Annotated in this window: 21 protein-coding genes and 1 pseudogene; 9 read left to right on the plus strand and 13 right to left on the minus strand. The window is 57.3% G+C overall.

Annotation, left to right across the window (positions count from 1 at the left end; translation table 11 throughout):
• The first annotated feature begins 92 nt into the window (after positions 1–92).
• Together EAH78_RS16865 and EAH78_RS16870 are read left to right on the plus strand one after the other, a co-directional pair.
• Entirely contained in the window at positions 93–686 is a 594-nt protein-coding gene (locus tag EAH78_RS16865) for a phosphoheptose isomerase (protein ID WP_008025961.1), read from the plus strand.
• Positions 683–1,264 carry a BON domain-containing protein gene (locus EAH78_RS16870; protein WP_140668503.1) on the plus strand — a complete coding sequence of 194 codons (582 nt, stop codon included), beginning with the start codon at positions 683–685 and terminating at the stop codon, positions 1,262–1,264. Before EAH78_RS16865 ends, EAH78_RS16870 begins: the two co-directional genes overlap by 4 nt.
• Before the next feature lie 163 nt (positions 1,265–1,427).
• Here the strand turns inward: EAH78_RS16870 and EAH78_RS16875 are convergent, their stop codons facing one another.
• From EAH78_RS16875 to rplM, 7 genes are all read right to left on the minus strand, one after another.
• The gene (locus tag EAH78_RS16875) at positions 1,428–1,841 is read right to left on the minus strand and encodes a ClpXP protease specificity-enhancing factor (protein ID WP_007943725.1); all 414 of its coding nucleotides are present in this window, start codon (positions 1,839–1,841) and stop codon (positions 1,428–1,430) included.
• A 16-nt stretch (positions 1,842–1,857) separates the two neighbouring features.
• Positions 1,858–2,475, minus strand: coding sequence for a glutathione S-transferase N-terminal domain-containing protein (locus EAH78_RS16880; protein ID WP_027922678.1), 618 nt, complete (start codon positions 2,473–2,475; stop codon positions 1,858–1,860).
• Between the two features lie 151 nt (positions 2,476–2,626).
• Positions 2,627–3,409 (minus strand): cytochrome c1, encoded by a 783-nt coding sequence (locus EAH78_RS16885; RefSeq protein ID WP_140668504.1) that lies wholly within the window; start codon positions 3,407–3,409, stop codon positions 2,627–2,629.
• A complete protein-coding gene (locus EAH78_RS16890; RefSeq protein ID WP_123435082.1) occupies positions 3,409–4,620 on the minus strand; it encodes a cytochrome b in 1,212 nt (403 codons plus the stop codon). The genes EAH78_RS16885 and EAH78_RS16890 overlap by 1 nt, the downstream gene beginning before the upstream one ends.
• Positions 4,620–5,213: a ubiquinol-cytochrome c reductase iron-sulfur subunit gene (gene petA / locus EAH78_RS16895; RefSeq protein ID WP_140668505.1), complete on the minus strand. Its 594-nt coding sequence runs from the start codon at positions 5,211–5,213 to the stop codon at positions 4,620–4,622. Before petA ends, EAH78_RS16890 begins: the two co-directional genes overlap by 1 nt.
• 269 nt (positions 5,214–5,482) lie before the next feature.
• Complete coding sequence (gene rpsI, locus EAH78_RS16900) at positions 5,483–5,875, minus strand: 30S ribosomal protein S9 (RefSeq protein WP_003216038.1); 393 nt, start codon at positions 5,873–5,875, stop codon at positions 5,483–5,485.
• Positions 5,876–5,889: 14 nt separating this feature from the next.
• Positions 5,890–6,318: a 50S ribosomal protein L13 gene (rplM, locus tag EAH78_RS16905; protein ID WP_007905295.1), complete on the minus strand. Its 429-nt coding sequence runs from the start codon at positions 6,316–6,318 to the stop codon at positions 5,890–5,892.
• A 245-nt stretch (positions 6,319–6,563) separates the two neighbouring features.
• Here rplM and EAH78_RS16910 point away from each other — a divergent pair, with 245 nt between their 5' ends.
• Complete coding sequence (locus EAH78_RS16910; protein ID WP_140668506.1) at positions 6,564–7,604, plus strand: NADP(H)-dependent aldo-keto reductase; 1,041 nt, start codon at positions 6,564–6,566, stop codon at positions 7,602–7,604.
• A 122-nt stretch (positions 7,605–7,726) separates the two neighbouring features.
• On the opposite strand, the gene EAH78_RS16915 is transcribed toward EAH78_RS16910, so the two are convergent.
• Complete coding sequence (locus EAH78_RS16915) at positions 7,727–8,863, minus strand: acyl-CoA dehydrogenase family protein (protein WP_123435085.1); 1,137 nt, start codon at positions 8,861–8,863, stop codon at positions 7,727–7,729.
• A gap of 243 nt (positions 8,864–9,106) precedes the next feature.
• On the opposite strand from EAH78_RS16915, the gene EAH78_RS16920 reads away from it, so the two are divergent.
• From EAH78_RS16920 to EAH78_RS16940, 5 genes and pseudogenes are all read left to right on the plus strand, one after another.
• Positions 9,107–10,003 (plus strand): GlxA family transcriptional regulator, encoded by an 897-nt coding sequence (locus EAH78_RS16920; protein WP_193560088.1) that lies wholly within the window; start codon positions 9,107–9,109, stop codon positions 10,001–10,003.
• A 241-nt stretch (positions 10,004–10,244) separates the two neighbouring features.
• Positions 10,245–12,187: pseudogene (locus tag EAH78_RS16925) on the plus strand (flavin monoamine oxidase family protein).
• A gap of 192 nt (positions 12,188–12,379) precedes the next feature.
• Positions 12,380–13,267 carry a nitrilase family protein gene (locus tag EAH78_RS16930; protein ID WP_140668508.1) on the plus strand — a complete coding sequence of 296 codons (888 nt, stop codon included), beginning with the start codon at positions 12,380–12,382 and terminating at the stop codon, positions 13,265–13,267.
• 16 nt (positions 13,268–13,283) lie between these two features.
• Positions 13,284–14,492 carry a hypothetical protein gene (locus EAH78_RS16935; RefSeq protein WP_140668509.1) on the plus strand — a complete coding sequence of 403 codons (1,209 nt, stop codon included), beginning with the start codon at positions 13,284–13,286 and terminating at the stop codon, positions 14,490–14,492.
• Positions 14,493–14,569: 77 nt separating this feature from the next.
• Positions 14,570–15,550, plus strand: coding sequence for an asparaginase (locus EAH78_RS16940; protein WP_140668510.1), 981 nt, complete (start codon positions 14,570–14,572; stop codon positions 15,548–15,550).
• A 125-nt stretch (positions 15,551–15,675) separates the two neighbouring features.
• Here the strand turns inward: EAH78_RS16940 and zapE are convergent, their stop codons facing one another.
• The 3 genes from zapE to EAH78_RS16955 form a co-directional block, all read right to left on the minus strand.
• On the minus strand, positions 15,676–16,770 hold the full coding sequence (zapE, locus tag EAH78_RS16945; protein ID WP_140668511.1) for a cell division protein ZapE: 1,095 nt from the start codon (positions 16,768–16,770) through the stop codon (positions 15,676–15,678).
• A 91-nt stretch (positions 16,771–16,861) separates the two neighbouring features.
• Complete coding sequence (locus EAH78_RS16950; protein WP_140668512.1) at positions 16,862–18,217, minus strand: tryptophan--tRNA ligase; 1,356 nt, start codon at positions 18,215–18,217, stop codon at positions 16,862–16,864.
• A gap of 24 nt (positions 18,218–18,241) precedes the next feature.
• Complete coding sequence (locus tag EAH78_RS16955; RefSeq protein WP_140668513.1) at positions 18,242–18,871, minus strand: alpha/beta hydrolase; 630 nt, start codon at positions 18,869–18,871, stop codon at positions 18,242–18,244.
• A gap of 144 nt (positions 18,872–19,015) precedes the next feature.
• On the opposite strand from EAH78_RS16955, the gene EAH78_RS16960 reads away from it, so the two are divergent.
• Entirely contained in the window at positions 19,016–19,450 is a 435-nt protein-coding gene (locus EAH78_RS16960) for a YhcB family protein (protein ID WP_140668514.1), read from the plus strand.
• A gap of 196 nt (positions 19,451–19,646) precedes the next feature.
• Here the strand turns inward: EAH78_RS16960 and EAH78_RS16965 are convergent, their stop codons facing one another.
• Together EAH78_RS16965 and EAH78_RS16970 are read right to left on the minus strand one after the other, a co-directional pair.
• Complete coding sequence (locus EAH78_RS16965) at positions 19,647–20,351, minus strand: OmpA family protein (RefSeq protein WP_140668515.1); 705 nt, start codon at positions 20,349–20,351, stop codon at positions 19,647–19,649.
• 103 nt (positions 20,352–20,454) lie between these two features.
• Entirely contained in the window at positions 20,455–21,096 is a 642-nt protein-coding gene (locus EAH78_RS16970) for an MBL fold metallo-hydrolase (protein WP_140668516.1), read from the minus strand.
• Positions 21,097–21,175 lie beyond the last annotated feature (79 nt).

A 21,175-nucleotide genomic window follows, 5' to 3' on the forward strand; every position in this document is an offset into this window, starting at 1 on the left:
CGAACCGGACACCTACACCCAACACTTTTGCTCTTTGCTTTGCGGGCTGCACATTCATGTGCCGAGTAGCCGCGCTAATTAAGGTCACACAGATGGACATGCAATCCCGAATTCGCCAGCTTTTTCAGGCCAGTATCGACACCAAGCAAATGGCGATGGACGTACTTGCACCGCACATCGAGCAAGCCAGCCAAGTGATGGTCAACGCCCTGCTCAATGAGGGCAAAATGCTTTCTTGCGGCAACGGCGGTTCCGCCGGCGACGCCCAGCACTTTTCGTCGGAGCTGCTCAACCGCTTCGAGCGTGAACGCCCGAGCCTTCCAGCCATCGCGCTGACCACCGACAGCTCGACCATCACCTCGATTGCCAACGACTACAGCTACAACGAGATCTTCTCCAAACAGATCCGCGCCCTTGGCCAGCCAGGCGACGTATTGCTGGCAATTTCCACCAGCGGCAATTCGGCAAACATAATTCAGGCGATCCAGGCCGCACATGATCGCGAAATGATTGTCGTAGCATTGACCGGTCGCGATGGCGGCGGCATGGCGTCACTGCTATTGCCAGAGGACGTCGAGATTCGCGTACCGGCCAATGTCACCGCACGTATTCAGGAAGTCCACCTGCTGGCGATCCATTGCCTTTGCGATCTGATCGACAGCCAACTGTTCGGGAGTGAAGAATGACCCCTAATCGCCTAGGCCTGATGGCCTTGACCCTGTGCCTGATCGGCATCAGCGGCTGCACCTCGGTGGTTAACGCCAGCCGTGAAGCGCCGATTGAAGATGACCGTGGCACGCGCACCTTCGGCAGCAAGATCGACGACTCCCTGATCGATACCAAAGTCGGCGTGAACGTGGCCAAGGCCGACCCGGCCCTGGACAACGATTCGCACATTGTCGTCACCAGCTTCAACGGTGTGGTGCTGCTCGCCGGGCAGACGCCTCGCGAAGACCTCAAGGCCAAGGCCGAGCAGGCCGCTGCCGCTGTGCAACGGGTCAAAACCGTTCACAACGAATTGCAGATCCTGCCGCCCTCCTCGCTGCTGGCACGCCAGAACGACACCTGGCTGACCACCAAGATCAAGACCCAGATGCTCGCGGACGCCAACATCCCCGGCTCGCGCATCAAGGTGGTGACCGAGAACGGCATCGTCTATTTGCTGGGCCTGCTGACCAAGCAGGAAGCCACTCAGGCGACCAACCTGGTACAAGGCGTTTCCGGTGTGCAGAAGATTGTGAAGCTGTTTGAGTACATCGACTGACGCCCGCCCCTGTAGGAGCACAGCTTGGCGGCGATGGCGTCTTTGACATCGCCATCTTGTAGGAGCACAGCTTGTTGGCGATAGCGTTTTGATGATCGCCATCGCCGGCAAGCCGTGCTCCTACAGTAATAAAAAAGGCGATCCTCTCGGATCGCCTTTTTTATTACTTCACCACTTTCAAACTGGGTCGACCGCTGGGACGCGGCGGCTCGCTGTCGGGTGGCGGAATATCATCATCCGGCTCGATCTCTTCCTCGTCTTCCATAGGCGATTCCAGATCGAACACCATGCCCTGACCGTTCTCCCGGGCGTAAATCCCCAGGATCGATGCGATAGGCACGTACAGCGTGTGTGGCACACCACCAAAGCGCCCTTCGAAGCTGACCGCCTCATTGTCCATGTGCAAATGGCGCACGGCTTGTGGCGACACGTTCAAGACGATTTGTCCGTCACTGGCAAAACCCTGAGGCACCTGCACCGACGGATATTCCGAATTGACCAGCATGTGCGGGGTGCAATCGTTGTCCACAATCCACTCGTAGAGCGCGCGGACCAGATAAGGTCGACTGGAGTTCATAGCGGCTCCTTAAGCCTTAGCGCATATCGCGTTCGACACCAGACAAACTTGCCTGGAAAGCCTCACGCGCAAACGAGCGCTCCATATAATCAAGCAGCGGCTTGGCAGGCCGCGGCAGTTCAATACCCAAAATCGGCAAGCGCCAGAGTATTGGTAATAGGCAGCAGTCCACCAGACTTTGTTCCTCACTGAGGAAAAACGGCTTGTCGGCGAACAACGGCGACACGCCCGTCAGGCTCTCGCGCAACTCTTTACGAGCGACGACGCGGGCTGCTTCCTTGGTCTTCGAATCCAGAATCAGATCCACCAGGCCACACCAGTCGCGCTGAATACGATGAATCAGCAGACGGCTGTTTGCACGCGCCACAGGATAAACCGGCAGCAAGGGCGGGTGCGGGTAACGCTCATCCAGATATTCCATCACCACGGTCGACTCCCACAACGCCAGGTCACGATCGACCAGGGTAGGCAGGCTTCCGTAAGGGTTCACCTCAATCAGTTTAGGCGGCTGGCGACCAGCTTCCACGTAAATGATCTCGGCGCTGACACCCTTCTCTGCAAGTACGATACGCACTCGGTGGGAATAGTGGTCGGCGGGGTCGGAGTAACAGGCCAACCGATTGGTCACGCCCATGGCGGTCCTCCTCGCTTGTTGAAATTATCGAAAGCGGAAAAACGAGCGCGCCCAGAGGGCGCCTCCCGTAACGCCTGGATCACCCAGACTCGTTACACCTTCAGAGGCGCCCTTGGGCGCGCGCGATTAACAGCAACTGCTTGAATCTTTATCAGTGCACATCTTTCCAGTATTCGCGCTTGAGCAGATAAGCGAACACGAAGAAGAACGCCAGGTACAGCAAGACGTAAGTACCGATGCGCTGATGTTGCAACTTAACCGGGTTAGCCGAGTAAGCCAGGAAGGTTACCAGATTCTTGACCTTCTCATCGAACTGCTCTTCGGTCATGGCACCGGTTTTCGGCACGATGGTCATTTGATCACAGGCTTCGTGAGTCAAAGGCGTACCGGTCAGCGGGTCATATTGCTTCTTGCCGTCTTCGACGATCTGAACCTGCTTGCAACCGATAATCTGACGACCTTGCAGGCCCGCCAGGACGTTAGGCATACCGACGTTCGGGAAGACCTTGTTGTTCACACCCCATGGACGCGACGGATCTTCGTAGAACGACTTCAGGTAGCCGTAGAGCCAGTCAGTACCGCGAACACGAGCCACCAGCGTCAGGTCGGGCGGCGCCGCGCCGAACCAGGCCTTGGCGTCTGCCGGCTGCATGCCGATGCTCATGTGGTCGCCGATCTTGGCGCCGGTGAACACCAGGTTCGACAGCATCAGATCATGGGGAATGCCCAGGTCATCGGCGACGCGCTCATAGCGCTGGAACTTGGCGCTGTGGCAGCCCATGCAATAGTTGGCAAAGGTACGCGCGCCATCTTGCAAGGCCGCTTTGTCAGAAACGTCGATGTCGACCTTTTCCAGCTCAGGACCACCGTGTTCAGCCGCGAAGGACAGGACAGGCAAAGCAGCAAGAATCAGTGCAAAAAATAACTTTTTCATCAGCCAGTCACCCTTTCCGGAACCGGTTTGGTCTTCTCGAGCCTGGTGTAGAACGGCATCAGAATGAAGTAGGCGAAGTACAGGAAGGTACAGACCTGCGACAGCAACGTCCGCTCAGGGGTCGGAGCCAATACGCCCAGCACGCCCAGGATCACGAACGAGATGCAGAACACCCACAGCCAGATTCTGCTCATCCAGCCTTTGTAGCGCATCGACTTGACGGGGCTACGGTCCAGCCACGGCAGGACGAACAGCATGGCGATCGACGCACCCATGGCGATAACACCCATGAGCTTGTCCGGGATCGCCCGCAAAATTGCGTAGAACGGGGTGAAGTACCAGACCGGAGCGATGTGCTCTGGGGTTTTGAAGGCGTTCGCCACTTCGAAGTTCGGCTTCTCGAGGAAGTACCCGCCCATTTCAGGGAAGAAGAACACGATCGAGCAGAAGATGAACAGGAACACCACCACGCCGACGATATCTTTCACGGTGTAGTACGGGTGGAAGGCAATGCCGTCCAGCGGTACGCCGTTTTCGTCCTTGTGTTTCTTGATGTCCACACCGTCCGGGTTGTTCGAACCGACTTCGTGCAGCGCCAGAACGTGCAGCACCACCAGACCCAGGATAACGATCGGCAACGCAACAACGTGCAGGGCAAAGAAGCGGTTCAGGGTAATACCGGAAATCAGGTAGTCACCACGGATCCACTGAGTCAGATCGTTACCGATGACCGGGATCGCACCGAACAGCGAGATGATCACCTGGGCACCCCAGTAGGACATCTGGCCCCACGGCAGCAGGTAACCCATGAAGGCTTCAGCCATCAGCGCCAGGTAGATCAGCATACCGAAGACCCACACCAGCTCACGCGGCTTCTGGTACGAACCGTAGAGCAAGCCACGGAACATGTGCAGATAAACCACGATGAAGAACGCCGAAGCGCCGGTGGAGTGCAGCAGACGCAGGATCGAGCCGTACTCGACGTCGCGCATGATGTATTCGACGGAAGCAAACGCCTCTTCTGCCGACGGGGTGTAGCTCATGGTCAGCCAGACACCGGTGACGATCTGGTTGACCAGAACGAGCAGCGCCAGGGAACCAAAGAAATAGAAGAAGTTGAAGTTCTTCGGGGCGTAGTACTTGCTGAGATGGTCTTCCCACATTTTGGTCGCGGGAAAGCGCGCATCAACCCAATCCATGAACTTGCTCATCACGCTTTCTCCGTATCGACGCCAATGACAATGATCTCATCGGTCTCATAGGAATGCGGGGGAACTGGCAGGTTCAAAGGCGCAGGTTGCGACTTGTAGACGCGGCCAGCCAGATCGTAATGGGAGCCGTGGCAAGGGCAGAAATAACCACCCACCCATTTCGGACCAAGATCCGCGGGTGCCACTTCCGGACGGAAAGTAGGCGAACAACCCAAGTGCGTGCAAATGCCGATCAGCAGCAGAATTTCTGGCTTGATCGAACGCGTTTCGGGGTTTACATAGGCCGGTTGCGTCGATTGCTTGGAATCAGGATCGGCGAGATCGCCTTCGATCTTTTTTAGATTCCCCAGGATTTCCGGAGTACGGCGGACAATGAATACCGGCTGACCGCGCCACTCAGCAATCATCTGCTGGCCTGGCTCGATTTTACTGACATTCACTTTCACCGGTGCACCTGCGGCTTTCGCCTTGGCACTGGGAAACCATGACCCCACGAACGGGACCGCAGCCCCCACCGCTCCTGCAGCACCCACCACGGATGTGGCTGCTACCAAGAAGCGACGCCGGCCTGTATTCACGCCGTCATTGCTCATTCAGTCCTCTCCCATCAGCTTTTGTGGCCTGTTAAATCAGGCATCTACTAAGTAAATCTATGTACTTATAAAAATTTTGCCGAATGGTAATGAAAAGCCCCAATTCTGACAAGGTAATTACCCAAGGGCTCCACTGCCAAGCCTTGCAGTATAGGGGCTCTACGGCTGTGGCAAGTTGTCACAGCGCAATTCTTTGAGAAATCGCACGCATAAAAAAACGCCCAGCTCCGTGAGGAGGCTGGGCGTTCTTTTTTGAACGTGAAAGCGAATTAACGCTTCGAGTACTGCGGACGCTTACGCGCTTTACGCAGACCGACTTTCTTACGTTCAACTTCACGAGCATCGCGAGTCACGAAGCCAGCTTTGCGCAGAGCGCCACGCAGGGTTTCGTCGTACTGCATCAGTGCGCGAGTGATACCGTGGCGGATTGCGCCAGCTTGACCACTTACACCGCCACCGATAACGGTGACGTAGATGTCGAACTTTTCAACTGTCTCGGTCAATTCCAGCGGCTGGCGAACTACCATGCGGGCAGTTTCGCGACCGAAGAAATTTTCCAGGGTGCGGTTGTTGATCGAGATGTTACCAGTACCCGGACGCAGGAAAACGCGTGCGGTTGCGGTCTTGCGACGGCCAGTGCCGTAATTTTGAGTCGCCGACATAATGAACTATTCCGTTAAAACTTCAGTTCTTGGGGCTGCTGAGCAGTATGAGGGTGTACAGCGCCCGCATAGACTTTCAGCTTACGATACATGTCGCGACCCAGCGGGTTCTTAGGCAGCATGCCCTTGACCGCAGTCTCGATCACGCGCTCAGGGGCTTTAGCGATCAGCTTTTCGAAGTTGATCGACTTGATGCCGCCCGGGAAACCGGAGTGGGAGTAGTAGATCTTGTCGGTGGTTTTAGCACCAGTTACACGAATCTGCTCGGCATTGATAACGACGATGTAGTCGCCGGTGTCAACGTGAGGAGTGTACTCAGCTTTATGCTTGCCACGCAGACGGCTCGCGATTTCGGTGGCCAGACGACCCAGGGTCTGACCTGCAGCGTCGACGACAAACCAGTCGCGCTGTACTGTTTCCGGTTTAGCAGTAAAAGTTTTCATTCTTTATAGCCTCAGGGGCCGCCCTGTAAATTAGACGGCGGATCTTACTGAATAGTGCGTACTTTGACAAGTCAAAGGCAGCCGGATACAGACGCTTTCGGGGGCTCGGGTCGGCGCGTCCGTTCAACGGCAAGATTCTTCGGCGGCGGCGCATCACTTCCACTGCAGAAAGAGGTGCGCAATTATGCAGATTGCGAAAAATAATTCAACCTGCTTTTATGATTGTTTTGCCCAAGGAGTACCTGATGGACTATCGCCAGCTAGGCAGAACCAATCTGAATGTGAGCGCCATCTGCCTCGGAACCATGACCTGGGGCGAGCAAAACAGCGAGGCTGAAGCCTTCGCGCAGATTGAACGGGCCAAAAGTGCCGGGATCAATTTCATCGACACTGCAGAGATGTACCCGGTGCCGCCCAAGGCCGAAACCTACGCCACCACCGAGCGCTACATCGGCAATTACTTCAAAAGTCGCGGCGATCGCGCCGACTGGATCCTCGCCAGCAAGATCGCCGGCCCCGGCAACACCATCGACTACATCCGCGATAAAAACCTGCGCCACAACCGCCAGCACATCACCGAAGCCGTGGACGCGAGCCTGAAACGCCTGCAAACCGACTACATCGACCTCTATCAACTGCATTGGCCGGAACGCAGCACCAATTTCTTCGGCCAACTGGGCTACAAGCACAAGAGCGAAGCCAACCTCACGCCGCTGGAAGACACCCTCGAAGCACTCGACGAGCAGGTCAAGGCCGGCAAGATCCGCCACATCGGCCTGTCCAATGAAACGCCGTGGGGCACCATGCGCTTCCTCGCCCTGGCCGAAGCCCGTGGCTGGCCGCGTGCCGTATCGATCCAGAACCCGTACAACCTGCTCAACCGCAGCTTCGAAGTCGGCCTGGCAGAAATTGCCATTCGCGAACAATGCGGCTTGCTCGCTTATTCGCCGCTGGCGTTCGGTTTCCTGTCGGGCAAGTACGAAGGTGGCGCCCGCCCTCCAAAAGGCCGCCTGAGCCTCTACAGCCGCTTCAGCCGCTATTTCAACCCACAGTCGGAAGCAGCGTGCAGCCGTTACGTGGCACTGGCCCGTGAACACGGCCTGGACCCGGCGCAGATGGCGCTGGCATTCGTCACTCAGCAACCGTTCGTCACCAGCAACATCATTGGTGCGACGACGATGGAGCAGCTTGAAAGCAATTTAGCGAGCTTCGAGCTGAAGCTGTCGGATGAAGTGTTGGAGGGGATTGAGGCGATTCACAAGGATCACCCGAACCCTGCGCCTTGATCGATAGGTAAAAAGCCTTCGCGAGCAAGCCCGCTCCCACATTTAACCGAGTTCTTTTAGAGGAATGCGGTCGAATGTGGGAGCGGGCTTGCTCGCGAAGGCGTCAGTCCAGTCACTGCAAATCAAAGAGACCGCGCAATAATCTCCTTCATGATTTCATTGGTCCCCGCATAAATCCGCTGCACTCGCGCATCCGCCCACGCCCGGGCAATCGGGTATTCCCACATAAAGCCGTAGCCGCCATGCAACTGCACGCACTCGTCGAGCACCTTGCATTGCAGGTCCGTGCCCCAATACTTGGCCATCGCCGCCGTCGGCACGTCCAGCTTGCCTTGCAGATGCAACTCCAGACAGCGATCGACGAAGACCCGGCCAATCTGAATCTCGGTGGCCATCTCCGCCAGTTTGAAGCGCGTGTTCTGGAAGTCGGCAATCGCCTTGCCGAACGCCTTGCGCTCGCGGGTGTAGTCCAGCGTCCATTGCAACGCCGCTTCAGCCGATGCAAGTCCGCCGATGGCCACGGTGAGGCGCTCTTGCGGCAATTCCTGCATCAGGTAAGCGAAGCCCATCCCGGCCTGCCCCAACAGGTTTTCCTTGGGCACCCGAACGTCCTGGAAGAATAATTCCGACGTGTCCTGCGCCTTCATCCCGACCTTTTCCAGACGCTTGCCCTTGTCGAAACCGGGGGTATCGGCCTCCACCAGAAACAGACTCGTGCCCTTGGCACCGGCCTTGGGATCGGTCTTGGCCACGACAATCACCAGGTCCGCCAGAAAGCCGTTGGTGATGAAGGTTTTCGAACCATTGATGACGTACTCGTCGCCATCCAGCACCGCCGTGGTCTTCACCCCTTGCAGGTCGGAACCGGCCCCCGGCTCGGTCATGGCGATCGCTGTAACCATTTCGCCGGACACCAGTTTCGGCAGGTACTTGTGCTTTAAAGCCTCACTGCCGTAATGCAGGATGTAAGGCGCCACAATGTCCGAATGCAGGGAGAAACCGATCCCGGTCAGCCCCAGGCGCCCGACCTCTTCGATCACCACCGCGCTGTACAGAAAGTCCGCTCCCAACCCGCCGTATTCCTCCGGCAGATGCGAACACAACATCCCCGCCTCCCCTGCCTTGTTCCAGAGTTTGCGGTCGATATAGCCTTGTTTTTCCCACTGTGCATGGAACGGAACGGCCTCTTTTTCGAGGAACGTACGCACGCTGTCGCGGAAAAGTTCGTGCTCGGAACTGAACAAGGTTCTGGGGATCATGCGGCACCTGTCGTTATTGTTAGAGGAATGGCCCCGCAGAGACTAAGCCTCACATCCGACACAGGACACTGGACACATCAGACAAAAAATAAGACGATCCAGCCGTTTGATGACCACTTTCCCTTATAAAAATAAAGTTGAATTATGTCTAAGCAAGTCTCCACGCCCCTGCGGCGCGTCAGCATCCTGGCGATAGACCGGGTTTTCGCTTCCACTCTCCTGCAAGCCAAAGATTTCTTCCATCTGGCCAGCCTGCGCTATGGAAAACAGCTGGGCCAGGGCCTGACACCGGCGTTTGAAACCCGGCTGGTCAGCCCCGACGGCAAGCCGGTGAACAGCTTCAGCGATGTGATCATCCCGGTAGACGGCGGCCTGGAAAACGCCGACATCATCATTCTTCCTGCTTTCTGGGACGACTTCGAGACCCTTTACAAACGTTATCCACAGGTGCTGCCGTGGCTGCGCGAGCAACATGCCCGCGGTGCGGTGCTGTGCGGCGAAGCGACCGGGGTGTTCTGGCTTGCCGAGGCCGGTTTGCTCAATGGCAAGGAAGCGACCACGTATTGGCGCTTCTTCAACGCGTTCGCCGAGCGCTACCCGCAGGTTCAGCTCAATCAGGACAAACACCTGACCGACGCCGACAACCTGTATTGCGCCGGCGGTACCACGTCGGCCTGCGACCTCTACATCTACCTGATCGAGCGCTTCTGCGGCGCCAACGTATCGCAGGCCGTGGCGCGCGATATCCTTTACGAAGTCCAGCGCAGCTATTCCCCGGGACGGATCGGTTTTGGCGGCCAGAAGCTGCACCAGGACGTGATCATCCTGCAGATCCAGCATTGGCTCGAAGAGCACTTCGCCGACAAATTCCGCTTCGAAGACGTCGCCCGCGAACACGGCATGAGCATCCGCAACTTCATGCGCCGCTTCCAGACCGCGACCGGCGACAAGCCGCTGCATTACCTGCAACGCCTGCGCATCGAAACCGCCAAGGGCCTGCTGTCCGCTAGCCGCAAGAGCATCAAGACCATCAGCTATGAGGTCGGTTACGACGACGCGAGCTTCTTTGCGCGGCTGTTCCGCCAGCACACCGAGTTGTCGCCGAATCAGTATCGGCAGCAATTCCAGCAAGCCGCTTAAGGAAACGCGCCTCCTGAAGGAGCACCGCTTGCAGGCGATCAACGATGACACGGATGCCTGATGCACCGTGTCGATGCAGTCGCTCGCAAGCCGCTCCTACAAGTATCAACGGCTTTCGAGTATCTTTTTCCCACACCAAATCGGGAATACAGAACAGCGCAGAACTCCATTCTGCTCACATACACTGCCTCCGAAAAACGCCAACATCTTTCCCTGCCAATCACATCAGGGAAGATCAACAGTGACCATCGGATCAAGCTACAACTACCCGTCATTCGCCGCCAAGGCCGTTCGGGCAAAGCGTTCGACTGAAAACAAATGGGCGACCCGCTTTCCAAACCCACCCGATTTGTGCTTCGACTATCGAGCATTGGTTGAACAGGAAAACGGCATCGCCAAGGCAACTGACCCGCACCATAAAATTTGCATTATTGGCGCCGGCGTAACCGGACTGACGGCCGCCAGAGAACTGTATCGCTGCGGTTTTACCCAAATCACCCTCATAGAACAATCCAAGCGCATTGGCGGCAGACACCTGACCATTCCTGGAAGCCCGAACTCGTCGATGAGTCATACACCGTTTGAAATGGGGGCCATGCGCATGCCCTTCTTTAATCGGGCGGACGAGCCACCGACAGAGGGCCGGTCACTGATGGCTTACTACGCCAAGGCGTTCGACCTGGCGATTTCAGATTTTGCCAATCCCGGCAGCCAGTGGGTCACTTCGACCGGAATCTATCTGCGAGAGGGCAGCATGGGCGGCGGACCGACTCCGCAGATGCTGATCTGGAAAAATGAAGATGGCCAGACACCACCGCCCGGTGAAGAACTGCAAAAGGTTTATGCAAAGTGGAAGGTCTTTGCCGATCGCATGACCCGGCACGTTGCAGAGGTTTACGCCAGTCAGGCATGGGAAGTCATGTGGGCTGCAATCGTCGAAAAATACGAGAGCGTTTCGTTTCGCGATCTGGTCAGCATGCCCACCCTCCAAGCTTGGAATGAACGTTCACCGGGGGACTTTGGCGGAATGGGAATGTCCGCGGAGGAGTCCGCGATCTTCTATGCCATTGGCATCGGCGACGGTAGTTGGGGGGCCTTTTACGACGTCTGCTCCCTTTATCCCCTGCGCACTGCCATTTTTGGATTCAGCAGCCAGCTACAATTGATCCATGGTCGGGTCGACTCACTTGGCGACCCCCTGGATTCACCCTGTCTGAACGACGAAGCCGTTTTTGACTCAATGGGGCTAAGTTTCGACAGGCCCCGCTATATTGGACTCGCAGCACTGGATGAATGCCTGCTGTTCATGAAAACCGACGAAAGCGCAAAGTCCTTCTACGAACACTGCCGGGAAAGAAACAACGGTTTGCTCATGGACTCATCCGTTACAAAACTTAAAAAACTGACCAATCAGAAAACACGCGTCTACTACAACTCGAAACATAGCCAACCCGAGCAAATCCGGGAGCACTACGATGACTTTGATTCGGTCATCATGACCCTTCCCTCCTGGCTGATAGAAACTCGCATCAAGCTTGAGTACTTCACACCCCAGATGCTGCCGTTCGAGACGATCAATGCCTATAAAACCGCGCACTGGGAAACCAGTTGCAAAGTCTTCGCACCGTTAAAAAATCCTTTCTTTCAAAAAACAGCAAAATCCCGCAAGCCATCGTCACTGACAGTTTCATTCACGACGTCTACACCTATCGCTACAACGATAACTATAGTTATGACTGCATCCTTTTAAGTTACACATGGGAAGATGACGCCACCAAACTGGCCTCATTCACCGACAAGGAATTGGTGTACAGGTGCGCCAAAGAGCTGGACCGGATCCTCATGAATTCCGCCAATATCCGGGAGAAAATCTCTCCCTACATTAGCCTTGATCAAGCCGTGGTCCAGCGCTGGATGACCGATAAAAACGCATTGGGCTGTGCAAAATTATATCGACCCGGCACCTACTACGACGCCGTCAGCCTGATGAAGTACAACCGGGACTTCGCGCATGTCTCAGGTCTGTATTTTTCCGGGGAGTCATTTTCAGTCGATGCTGGCTGGACCGAGCCGTGCTTTCGGGGCGCTGTCGATGCGGTCATCCATATCTGCAACAAAACCGCAGCGGCCTTCCATGGCGGTTTTTCCATGAGCGACTATCCGCACTATAACGTCGGAACCTGATCACTTCCCTCTCAGGAGCCATGCACGCCGTGCATTGGCTCTGCCCCCCAAAAAACCAAGTGCCCCGCGCAGTCATCTTGGGAAACGGACTACACCCCAAACGGAAGTAGCTGACTTACGCGTTCTCGCCGATTCGACTCTCATAAGCACGCAATTAAACAGCGTGAATAACAATAATAAGAGGTCATCGAAATGAGCGAGCCAACAAGCCCTGTTCGTGTAGCAGTCGTGCAATTCGACCCACAAGTGGGAATGCAAAATCGGGAAGCAAATCTGCGTAAAAGCCTGGAATTAGCGTTGGAAGCGGCAAATGACGGTGCGAATCTCATCGTCCTGCCCGAGCTTTCAAGCACAGGTTACTTCTTTAAAACACGGCAGGATGCGTTCGAGCATTCGGAAGCTGTTCCCAGCGGGTCAAGTGTGCAGAGCTGGATGGACTTTGCCCGCCAGCACGAGGTTTATCTGGTCGCCGGTTTGACGGAACGCGACGGCATGCAGCTGTTCAACACTGGCGTTCTTGTTGGGCCTGACGGCTTCATCGGCAAATACCGAAAAGCACATTTATGGAATCTGGAAAAATTGTGGTTCACGCCGGGCGATCTGGGCTTCCCGGTTTTCGACACCCCAATCGGTCGCATAGGTTTGTTGATCTGCTGGGATATCTGGTTCCCGGAAGTACCGCGCATCTTGAGCCAGCAAGGCGCCGACATTATTTGCAGCCTGAACAATTGGGTCTGGACCCCGCCGCCCCTGTTCGATGACGCCGGAAAGTGCATGGCGTCGTACCTGACAATGACGGCGGCTCACGTCAACAATGTGTTTATTGCAGCGGCGAGCCGGATCGGCGAAGAGCGAGGTGCACGTTACCTGGGCTGCTCGCTGATCGCGGGCACCAACGGCTGGCCGATTGGCCAGGTGGCCTCAGCGGACAAGCAGGAAATCCTGTTTGCTGACATCGACCTGACCAGCTCGCGCAGCGCGCCCATCTGGAACAACCTGAACGATTTGCATCGCGATCGTCGAACCGATCTCTACGATCAAATGCTCGGTTACACCCAGCACCCTTGTCTGCCGCGCTGATAAGGGGGAATGACTGATGGAATCCACAAACGAAAAACCGCAAAACCGGCTTGCCGCCAAGTCGCGGCTGGATATAGCGATCATCTGGCTGATGCTCAGCACGACTCTGTTGATCGTCTGGCTCTCATTCACCTACCGGACATCCTGGTCAGCCCATTGGCCAGACTACAGTCACATGGTGTCGAGTCTCCCGGAGCCCAGTGCCTGGCTGCGTTGGGTCTTGGGAGACATCAGCGAGGTGGCGTTCTACAAACATGAGTTCGCTTCGATCGGGTTGCTTGCAGGCGCCTACCTGGCCTACTGGGCAAATCGAACGGAAAAAGCCTGGCAAGGTTTTACCATTTGCTACGGCAGCGGATTATGGCCGTGGCTCGTCACCAGCTCGTTGCTGGGCCTGTTGTTGAGCAACCTTCTGTGGGGCTGGACGGTCACGGCCACCAGTTGGCAACCCACATTTGCCGCCTTTGTTTCGTTGCCGGCGGCGATGGTGCTGATGTTTGGCGGCGGCTGGAAGGTCACAATCAATGGCGCAATCATGGGCGCCGTGTTCGTCACTCCGATGTGCTTGTTGATCGTCAATTACGTCTGCCTCCCCCTCGGATTGCCGGCGGTGATCGGCAATGTCACCGGCATGGCGGTCGCCAGCGTCGGCGCTTTTCTGCTCTGTCATTACCTGCCGAGCCTGGTGAAGTCCGACCCACCCAAGAAACCGTGCCCCCCTGTGCCCGTACCCGCAATTACCAAAACGCCCGATTATGGTGTCGTATGGAGCCTGCGCCGGGTGTTGGCCGACTTTTCGGAAGCGCCGTTCTTTGGCAATGAATGGGCCAGTCTCGGTTTGATAGCAGGCGCTTTGATGGCTTACACCTTGAACCCCACCAGCCCGGTGTATGGCACCGGCTTGCTGCCCCAACTGATCGCCGCGCAAGCGTTGACCTCGGCGTTAGGAGTCGTGATCTGGCGTCAGCAATGGATATTGCGCGGCTGGTATCCCACCTACGTACCGTTGGTGTCAGTCGTACCAGCGGCCGTTCTGACGTACGGCGGCAGCTGGCAGGTCATCGCCTCAAGCGCACTGCTGGGGGCATTGATTGCGCCACCACTGGCATGCGCGATTGCCAAGCGGTTGCCGGCCTACATGCACAGTTTCATCGGCAATGTACTGGCCATGGCTATCAGCACGTTGCTGATCATTCCGTTTATCGGACTGCTGGTAGCCAGCTGACGAACGTTGCGACGGGCTGTATCACGGACTCAAGTCCGGGTACAGCCACCTCTCATCACACGCTAATGAGGTATCACATGGCCCTGCCCAAACTGGCCATTGCAGCGCTCGGCGGCACCGTGAGCATGCAAGCCAAGAACGCCGGCGAAGGGGTAATCCCGACCGTCAGCGGTGAAACCCTGCTGGCCTCGGTGCCAGAGTTGGCGACCTTGGCACGGGTCACCGTAGAAACGCTCGGACTGTTGCCCAGTGCCTCACTGGATTTCGACTTTTTGCTGAGTGCCCTTTCCTGGGCGAATGTTCAAATCAGTCAAGGTGCGGTGGGTATTGTCATTACTCAAGGCACAGACACCCTCGAAGAAACAGCCACATTTTTCGACTATTTGTGGGACCACGACGAGCCGTTGGTCCTGACCGGCGCCATGCGTTCGGCAGCCCAGGCAGGGGCCGATGGTCCGGCAAATCTGCTGGATGCTTGCCGGGTTGCACTGGCTGAAAGCAGCCGTCAACGAGGCGTTCACGTAGTGATGAACGGACAGATTCATTCAGCGAACGCCGTCCGCAAAACCGATTCATTGGCTTTGCAGGCGTTTTCTTCCCCCATCGTTGGTCCTGTCGGCATGGTAATGGAAAACGCCGTCAACTTTCTGCGCCTGCCAGTCCGGCGCAGGGTCTTGCCGTTGCCCCAGCTGACCACACAGAAGATTGCCCTGCTGGAAGCGTCGCTTTGCGCCGATACCCTGTTAATCGAGAACATCCTCGAACTGGGTTACGACGGGCTGGTGATTGCGGGTTTCGGTGCAGGACACGTTGGCGCGAGCTGGGCGGATGTAATTGAAACCATCGCCAGAAAAATTCCTGTCATCGTTGCCACCCGGACAGGTTCCGGCTCCACGGCTCAATCAACCTACGGATTTATTGGCAGCGAGATGGACCTGATCAGTAAAGGTGCATCGATGGCTGGATTTCTCTGTCCACGCAAAGCCAGAATCTTGCTGTGGCTGCTCGTCGGCTGCCAGCGACAAGATGAACTGGCGCGTTTTCTCGTTCAAAACTGACAAAAAAAAACGCTTAAAAAAAGGCCTGCATTTGCAGGCCTTTTTAATTTGTCTGTCGCGTCCTGAATAAGGTTTACACCTGCTCCAGGACTAGACATCCGAAACGTTCGACTTTTTTGGAACGCTTATGGCTTATGCGCCCGGGACAGGAATTCGTGCGACTGCATCTCCAGCAGACGGCTGAGCGTGCGCTGGAACTCGAAGTTCAGGCGACCGCCGGTGTAGAGGTCTTTGAGCTCGACTTCGGCTGAAATGATCAGCTTGACGTTACGGTCGTAGAATTCGTCGACCATGTTGATAAAGCGCCGGGCGATGTCGTCAGTGGTGACGCTCATCTGCTCGACACCGCTGAGCAACACGGCGTGGAAGATCTTGCCCAGTTCGATGTAATCGTTCTGGCTGCGTGGGCCGTCGCACAGTTCGCGGAAGTCGAACCAAGCCACGTCATCACACGTACGTACCGCGCGGATGGCGCGATTCTCGATCATCAGCACGTCGTTTTCGACCGCGGCCGTGCATTCCGGCGTCAGTGCACGGAAGCTCTTGCGCAGGCTTTCCTGAGCGGCTTCGTCCAGCGGGAAATGGAACAACTCCGCTTGCTCAAGATGACGCAGACGATAATCGACGCCGCTGTCGACGTTGACGATGTCGGTGTTCTGCTTGATCAGCGCGATGGCCGGCAGGAAGCGCGCGCGTTGCAGACCGTCCTTGTACAGACCGTCCGGCACGATGTTCGAGGTCGCGACCAGGGTCACGCCGTTCTTGAACAGCTCTTCCATCAGCGTGCCGAGAATCATCGCGTCGGTGATGTCGGAGACGAAAAATTCATCGAAGCAAATCACGCGCGATTCGTCGGAAAAACGCTTGGCGATGAGGGTCAGCGGGTTCTTTTCGCCGCCGAGGGTCTTCATCTCTTCGTGCACGCGCTTCATGAAGCGGTGGAAGTGAGTCCGGGTTTTTTCCTTGAACGGCAGCGCTTCGAAGAAGGTGTCGACCAGGTAAGTCTTGCCGCGACCCACGCCGCCCCAGAAGTAAAGGCCTTTGACCGGCGCCTGCTCTTTCTTGCCAAACAGTTTGCCGAACAGGCCTGGCTTGCTTTGCGAGGCCGCGACCAGATCGTCGTACAGGCGCTGCAAATGGCGCACAGCAGTTTCCTGCGCGGCGTCGTGGAAGAACTCCGGGCGCTTCAGATCAGCTTGATATCGTTCTAGGGGCGTCATAATTCGTTAGCAAGGCAACAAAAACGGGCCGTCACTGTAGCGACGGCCCGGAGGAATGGCAATCGGCCCTTGGTCGGGTCGAGCCGCTGATTTATTCCTGAACCGGCGTCAACGCAACGCGCAGGGCGTCGATGGCGACGTCGCGCGCGGCGCTGTCGGTGAATGTCGGGCTGTCTGCCACGCACTCGCCTTCCAGCCAGACGCTGAAGCTCAGGTCTTCGCTGCGCACGTCCAGAGGCTGGCCCGCTTGCAGCTGCTTGGTCACTTGCCCGGCGGTTTTGCCGTCGGCGAAGTTGCGCGATAGCAGCAGTTGCTCGCCATCGGCCGCCAGCAGACGGAAGCGGAAACTGCCGTCGTCTTCACGGAAGCTGACAAAACGTGCGGCTTTCGCGGTTTTTTTCTTGGTGGTGGCGGCGACTTGAGTCTGCGCCACGAAAGAACGCAGGCCGACCGCTTCACGCAGTTCGTTGAGGAACGGCGTCGCGACTGCACGGGCCTTTTTGGCGCCCACTTGCAGCATGTCTTCCAGGTCTGCCGGGCGTTCGATCAACTGGTGATAACGCTCGCGCGACTCGCCCAGTTCGCTGTCCAGCAACTGGAACAGACGATTCTTCGCCTCGCCCCAACCCAGGCCCTGCAACAGTTCACTGCGGAATTCGTCGGACTGCGCCGGGGTGGCAAACGCCTGGAACAAGGTGAACAGGTGCGAATTGTCCGGATCCTTGGCTTCACCCGGCGCGCGCGAATCGGTGACGATCCGCGAAATCGCATCCTTCATCTCTTTGGCACTGCTGAACAACGGGATGGTGTTGTCGTAGCTCTTCGACATCTTGCGACCGTCGAGGCCTGGCAGCGTGGCAACGCTTTCTTCGATCAGCGCTTCAGGCATGGTGAAGAATTCTTTGCCCTGACCGAACAGGTGGTTGAAACGCTGGCCGATGTCGCGGGCCATTTCCACGTGCTGGATCTGGTCACGACCGACCGGCACTTTGTGCGCGTTGAACATCAGAATGTCCGCGGCCATCAGCACCGGGTAGCTGTACAAGCCCATGGTAATGCCCGCGTCCGGGTCTTCGCCGGTCTCGACGTTCTTGTCCACCGAAGCCTTGTAGGCGTGGGCGCGGTTGAGCAGGCCCTTGGCGGCGACGCAGGTCAGCAGCCAGGTCAGCTCGGGAATTTCCGGGATGTCGGACTGGCGATAGAACGTCACGCGGTCCACATCCAGGCCACCGGCCAGCCAGGTCGCAGCGATTTCCAGACGCGAGCGCTGGATGCGCAGCGGGTCATCGCATTTGATCAGGGCGTGGTAGTCGGCCAGGAAGTAGAACGAATCGGCATTGCTGTCACGGCTGGCGACGATCGCCGGGCGGATGGCGCCGGCGTAGTTGCCCAGGTGCGGCGTGCCGGTGGTGGTGATGCCGGTGAGGATACGGGTACGAGTCGTCATGGGTAATCGCTTGTCAGACTGCAATCAATTCGAAAGACGCGGCAGGATCAGATCCTTGAGATCGGTCAGCTTGCCATGAAAAAAGTGTCCGCATTCTGCCACTTTCAGCAGCTCATGGGGACGCTCAAGTTTTTCGGACCAGTCGTAGACGGCTTGCGGGTCGATCACTTCGTCGGTTTCCGGCTGGATCAGGGTCAGCTCGCCGTGTTGCGGCAGTTGATCCTGATCGCCCAGGCGCATGACGGCCGGTGCGACCATGAACAGATGTTTCAGCTGCTCGCCCTTCGCTTCCAGGCGTCCGCCGAGACTGGCGGCAACAAAACCGCCGAAGGAGAAACCGAACAGGGTCAGCGGCAAGTCTGGATGTTTGGCCAGCAGCCATTCGGCGGCGGCTTGAGCATCATCGACTTCGCCAGTGCCCATGTCGTGCGTGCCTTCGCTGGCGCCGACGCCACGGTAGTTGAAACGCAAAGTGATCAAACCGGCGTCGCGCGCGGTGCGCTGCAGGGTCGACACCACTTTGTTGAGCATGGTGCCGCCCTGCACCGGGTTCGGATGGCAGATCAGCGCAATGCCGCGTGGCTGCTCATTATCGAGGTAAAGGGCTTCCAGTTGACCCACCGGGCCATCAATCACTACAGGGGTTTCGCGCATAAGCAAGGAAGGAACTCCGTGACCTCGAATCGGGTCGACTCGTCTAGCAAATTGTCTGTGCCAATCTATTGCGAGTGAATCGCGGTATACAGCGCAGGTTCGAGCCGTTAACGTAAAGCAAAGCCGTTTATAGAGGAAGGACTCGTGGAACACTCGCTCTTAGTTTGGTTGTTACCGACTCTTGCCCTGGTTGTGGGTGTCGCCATTGGATTCCTGATCGCTCGCCTGGTGCCAAATGCCGCGCCGAGCAGCACGCAACGTCAGCTGGACGACATTCAGGAACGTTTCGACAGTTATCAGAATGAGGTGGTGACCCACTTCAACAGCACTGCCACCCTGGTCAAGAAGCTGACTCAGAGCTATCAGGAAGTGCAGGATCACCTCGCCGAGGGCGCCAACCGCCTGGCCCTGGACGAGCAGACTCGCCAACGCCTGCTGGCCTCGCTGCATGCCGATGCGGCAGCGGCCCCACGTGAACGCCTGACACCGCCGCGCAATCAGGAGCCGCCTCGCGACTACGCACCCAAATCCCCAAATGCGCCGGGCATGCTCGATGAGCATTACGGCCTGAAGAAGTAATCAGGTTTCGCGCAGTGCAAAAAGCCCTCGGACGGTGATTGTCCGGGGGCTTTTTTGTTGCTGATGTTTGGGTTGCCAGCACTGGCCCCATCGTCGGAACCGGCGGCACAAAAAAGCCCGCCCGATCTGTTGAGGATCGGGCGGGCTTTTTTTTTACGCCTGGGGTTCAGTCAGGTTAGTAAAGGTAAAACGGTTATTACTGAGGATACTGCTGACCCGGAATCGCTTTCAAGTTGACTTCAACGCGCCGGTTCTGTGCCCGACCATTGGCATCAGCGTTGCTGGCAATCGGGCTATCCGGGCCGGCACCGCGAGCCGAGAGGTTGGCACCGCTCACACCTTGCGACGTCAGGTAAGTCGCCACGCTCTGCGCACGACGCTGGGACAGGTCCATGTTGTGCTGGCGGCTGCCGGTGCTGTCGGTGTAGCCGACGATCTCGATCTGGTTCTGGTTGAACTCCTTGAGCGAGCCCGCCAGATTGTTCAACGGCTGATAGAAGCTTGGGGCGATGTTCGCCGAATCGGTGGCGAACGTGATGTTGCCCGGCATGATCAGCTTGATCTGATCGCCCTGGCGCTGCACTTCAACCCCGGTGTTGGCCATGCTGGCGCGCAGCTTTTTCTCTTGCTGGTCGGCGTAGTAACCGTAACCGGCGGCGGAAGCACCCACCACCGCGGCGCCGATGAGCGCGCCCTTGCCACGGTTATCGTGGTTGATCGCGGCGCCGGCCAGCGCACCCGCCAAGGCACCGAGACCGCCGTATTTAGCGGTTTTGCTCATGCCTTGAGAGCCGGTATCAGCCTGCCCCTGAGGCTGGCCATTGTAAGGATTGGGCGAAGCACAGCCAGACAGCAAGGCCACTGCGGTAGCGACAATAATCAAAGGACGCATGGTGAACATTAAGAGCTCCTACTTTTTGCATTCTGTGGTGCAACGGACTTAAGCATTGGACCTTTGCGGGCGTTGGATCGTCGCGCCGGGCAAAAATTCCCAGAGTTACAAATCAGGCTCGCACGAACGGGTTCTCGCGCATTTCATCGCCCAGACGCGTGTCCGGACCATGCCCGGTGACCACGGTTGCTTCTTCGTCGAGGGTATACAGTCGCTGCTTGATCGAACGCACGATGGTTGCCTGATCGCCACCCCATAAATCCGTGCGCCCCACCCCGCGCCGAAACAGCGTGTCACCGGCAATCAGCAGCTTAGCCTCTGAAAACCAGAAACTCATGGAACCTGGCGTATGCCCCGGCGTGTGGATCGCCACACCGCAACCGCAGGCCAGTTCCTCGTCATCGGCCAGCCAGCGATCCGGCGATGGCACCGGCGTGTAAGGCACACCGAACATCTGGCACTGCATCTCCAGGTTGTCCCAGAGAAACTGATCCTCTTTGTGCAAGTGCAAGGTCGCGCCGGTTTTCTCCTTGAGCTGACCAGAGGCCAGGAAGTGATCCAGGTGCGCATGGGTGTGAATGATGCTGACAACCTTCAGGCCCAGAGCGTCGAGTCGGGCCAGGATCAGTTCGTGATTGCCACCCGGATCGACGACGATGGCCTTTTTAGTGATTGGGTCGCCGATGATGGTGCAGTTGCACTGCAACGGGCCAACGGGGAAGGTTTCGCGAATGAGGCTCGGTTGTGGGGGCATCGGGTCACGCTCGGAAATCAGGGATGGGCAATTCTGGCACAAAACAGCAGCGGTCTTTGTGAAGGTAGGGTCAATCCTG

Source organism: Pseudomonas arsenicoxydans, from assembly GCF_006438915.1.
Taxonomy (GTDB): domain Bacteria; phylum Pseudomonadota; class Gammaproteobacteria; order Pseudomonadales; family Pseudomonadaceae; genus Aquipseudomonas; species Aquipseudomonas arsenicoxydans_A.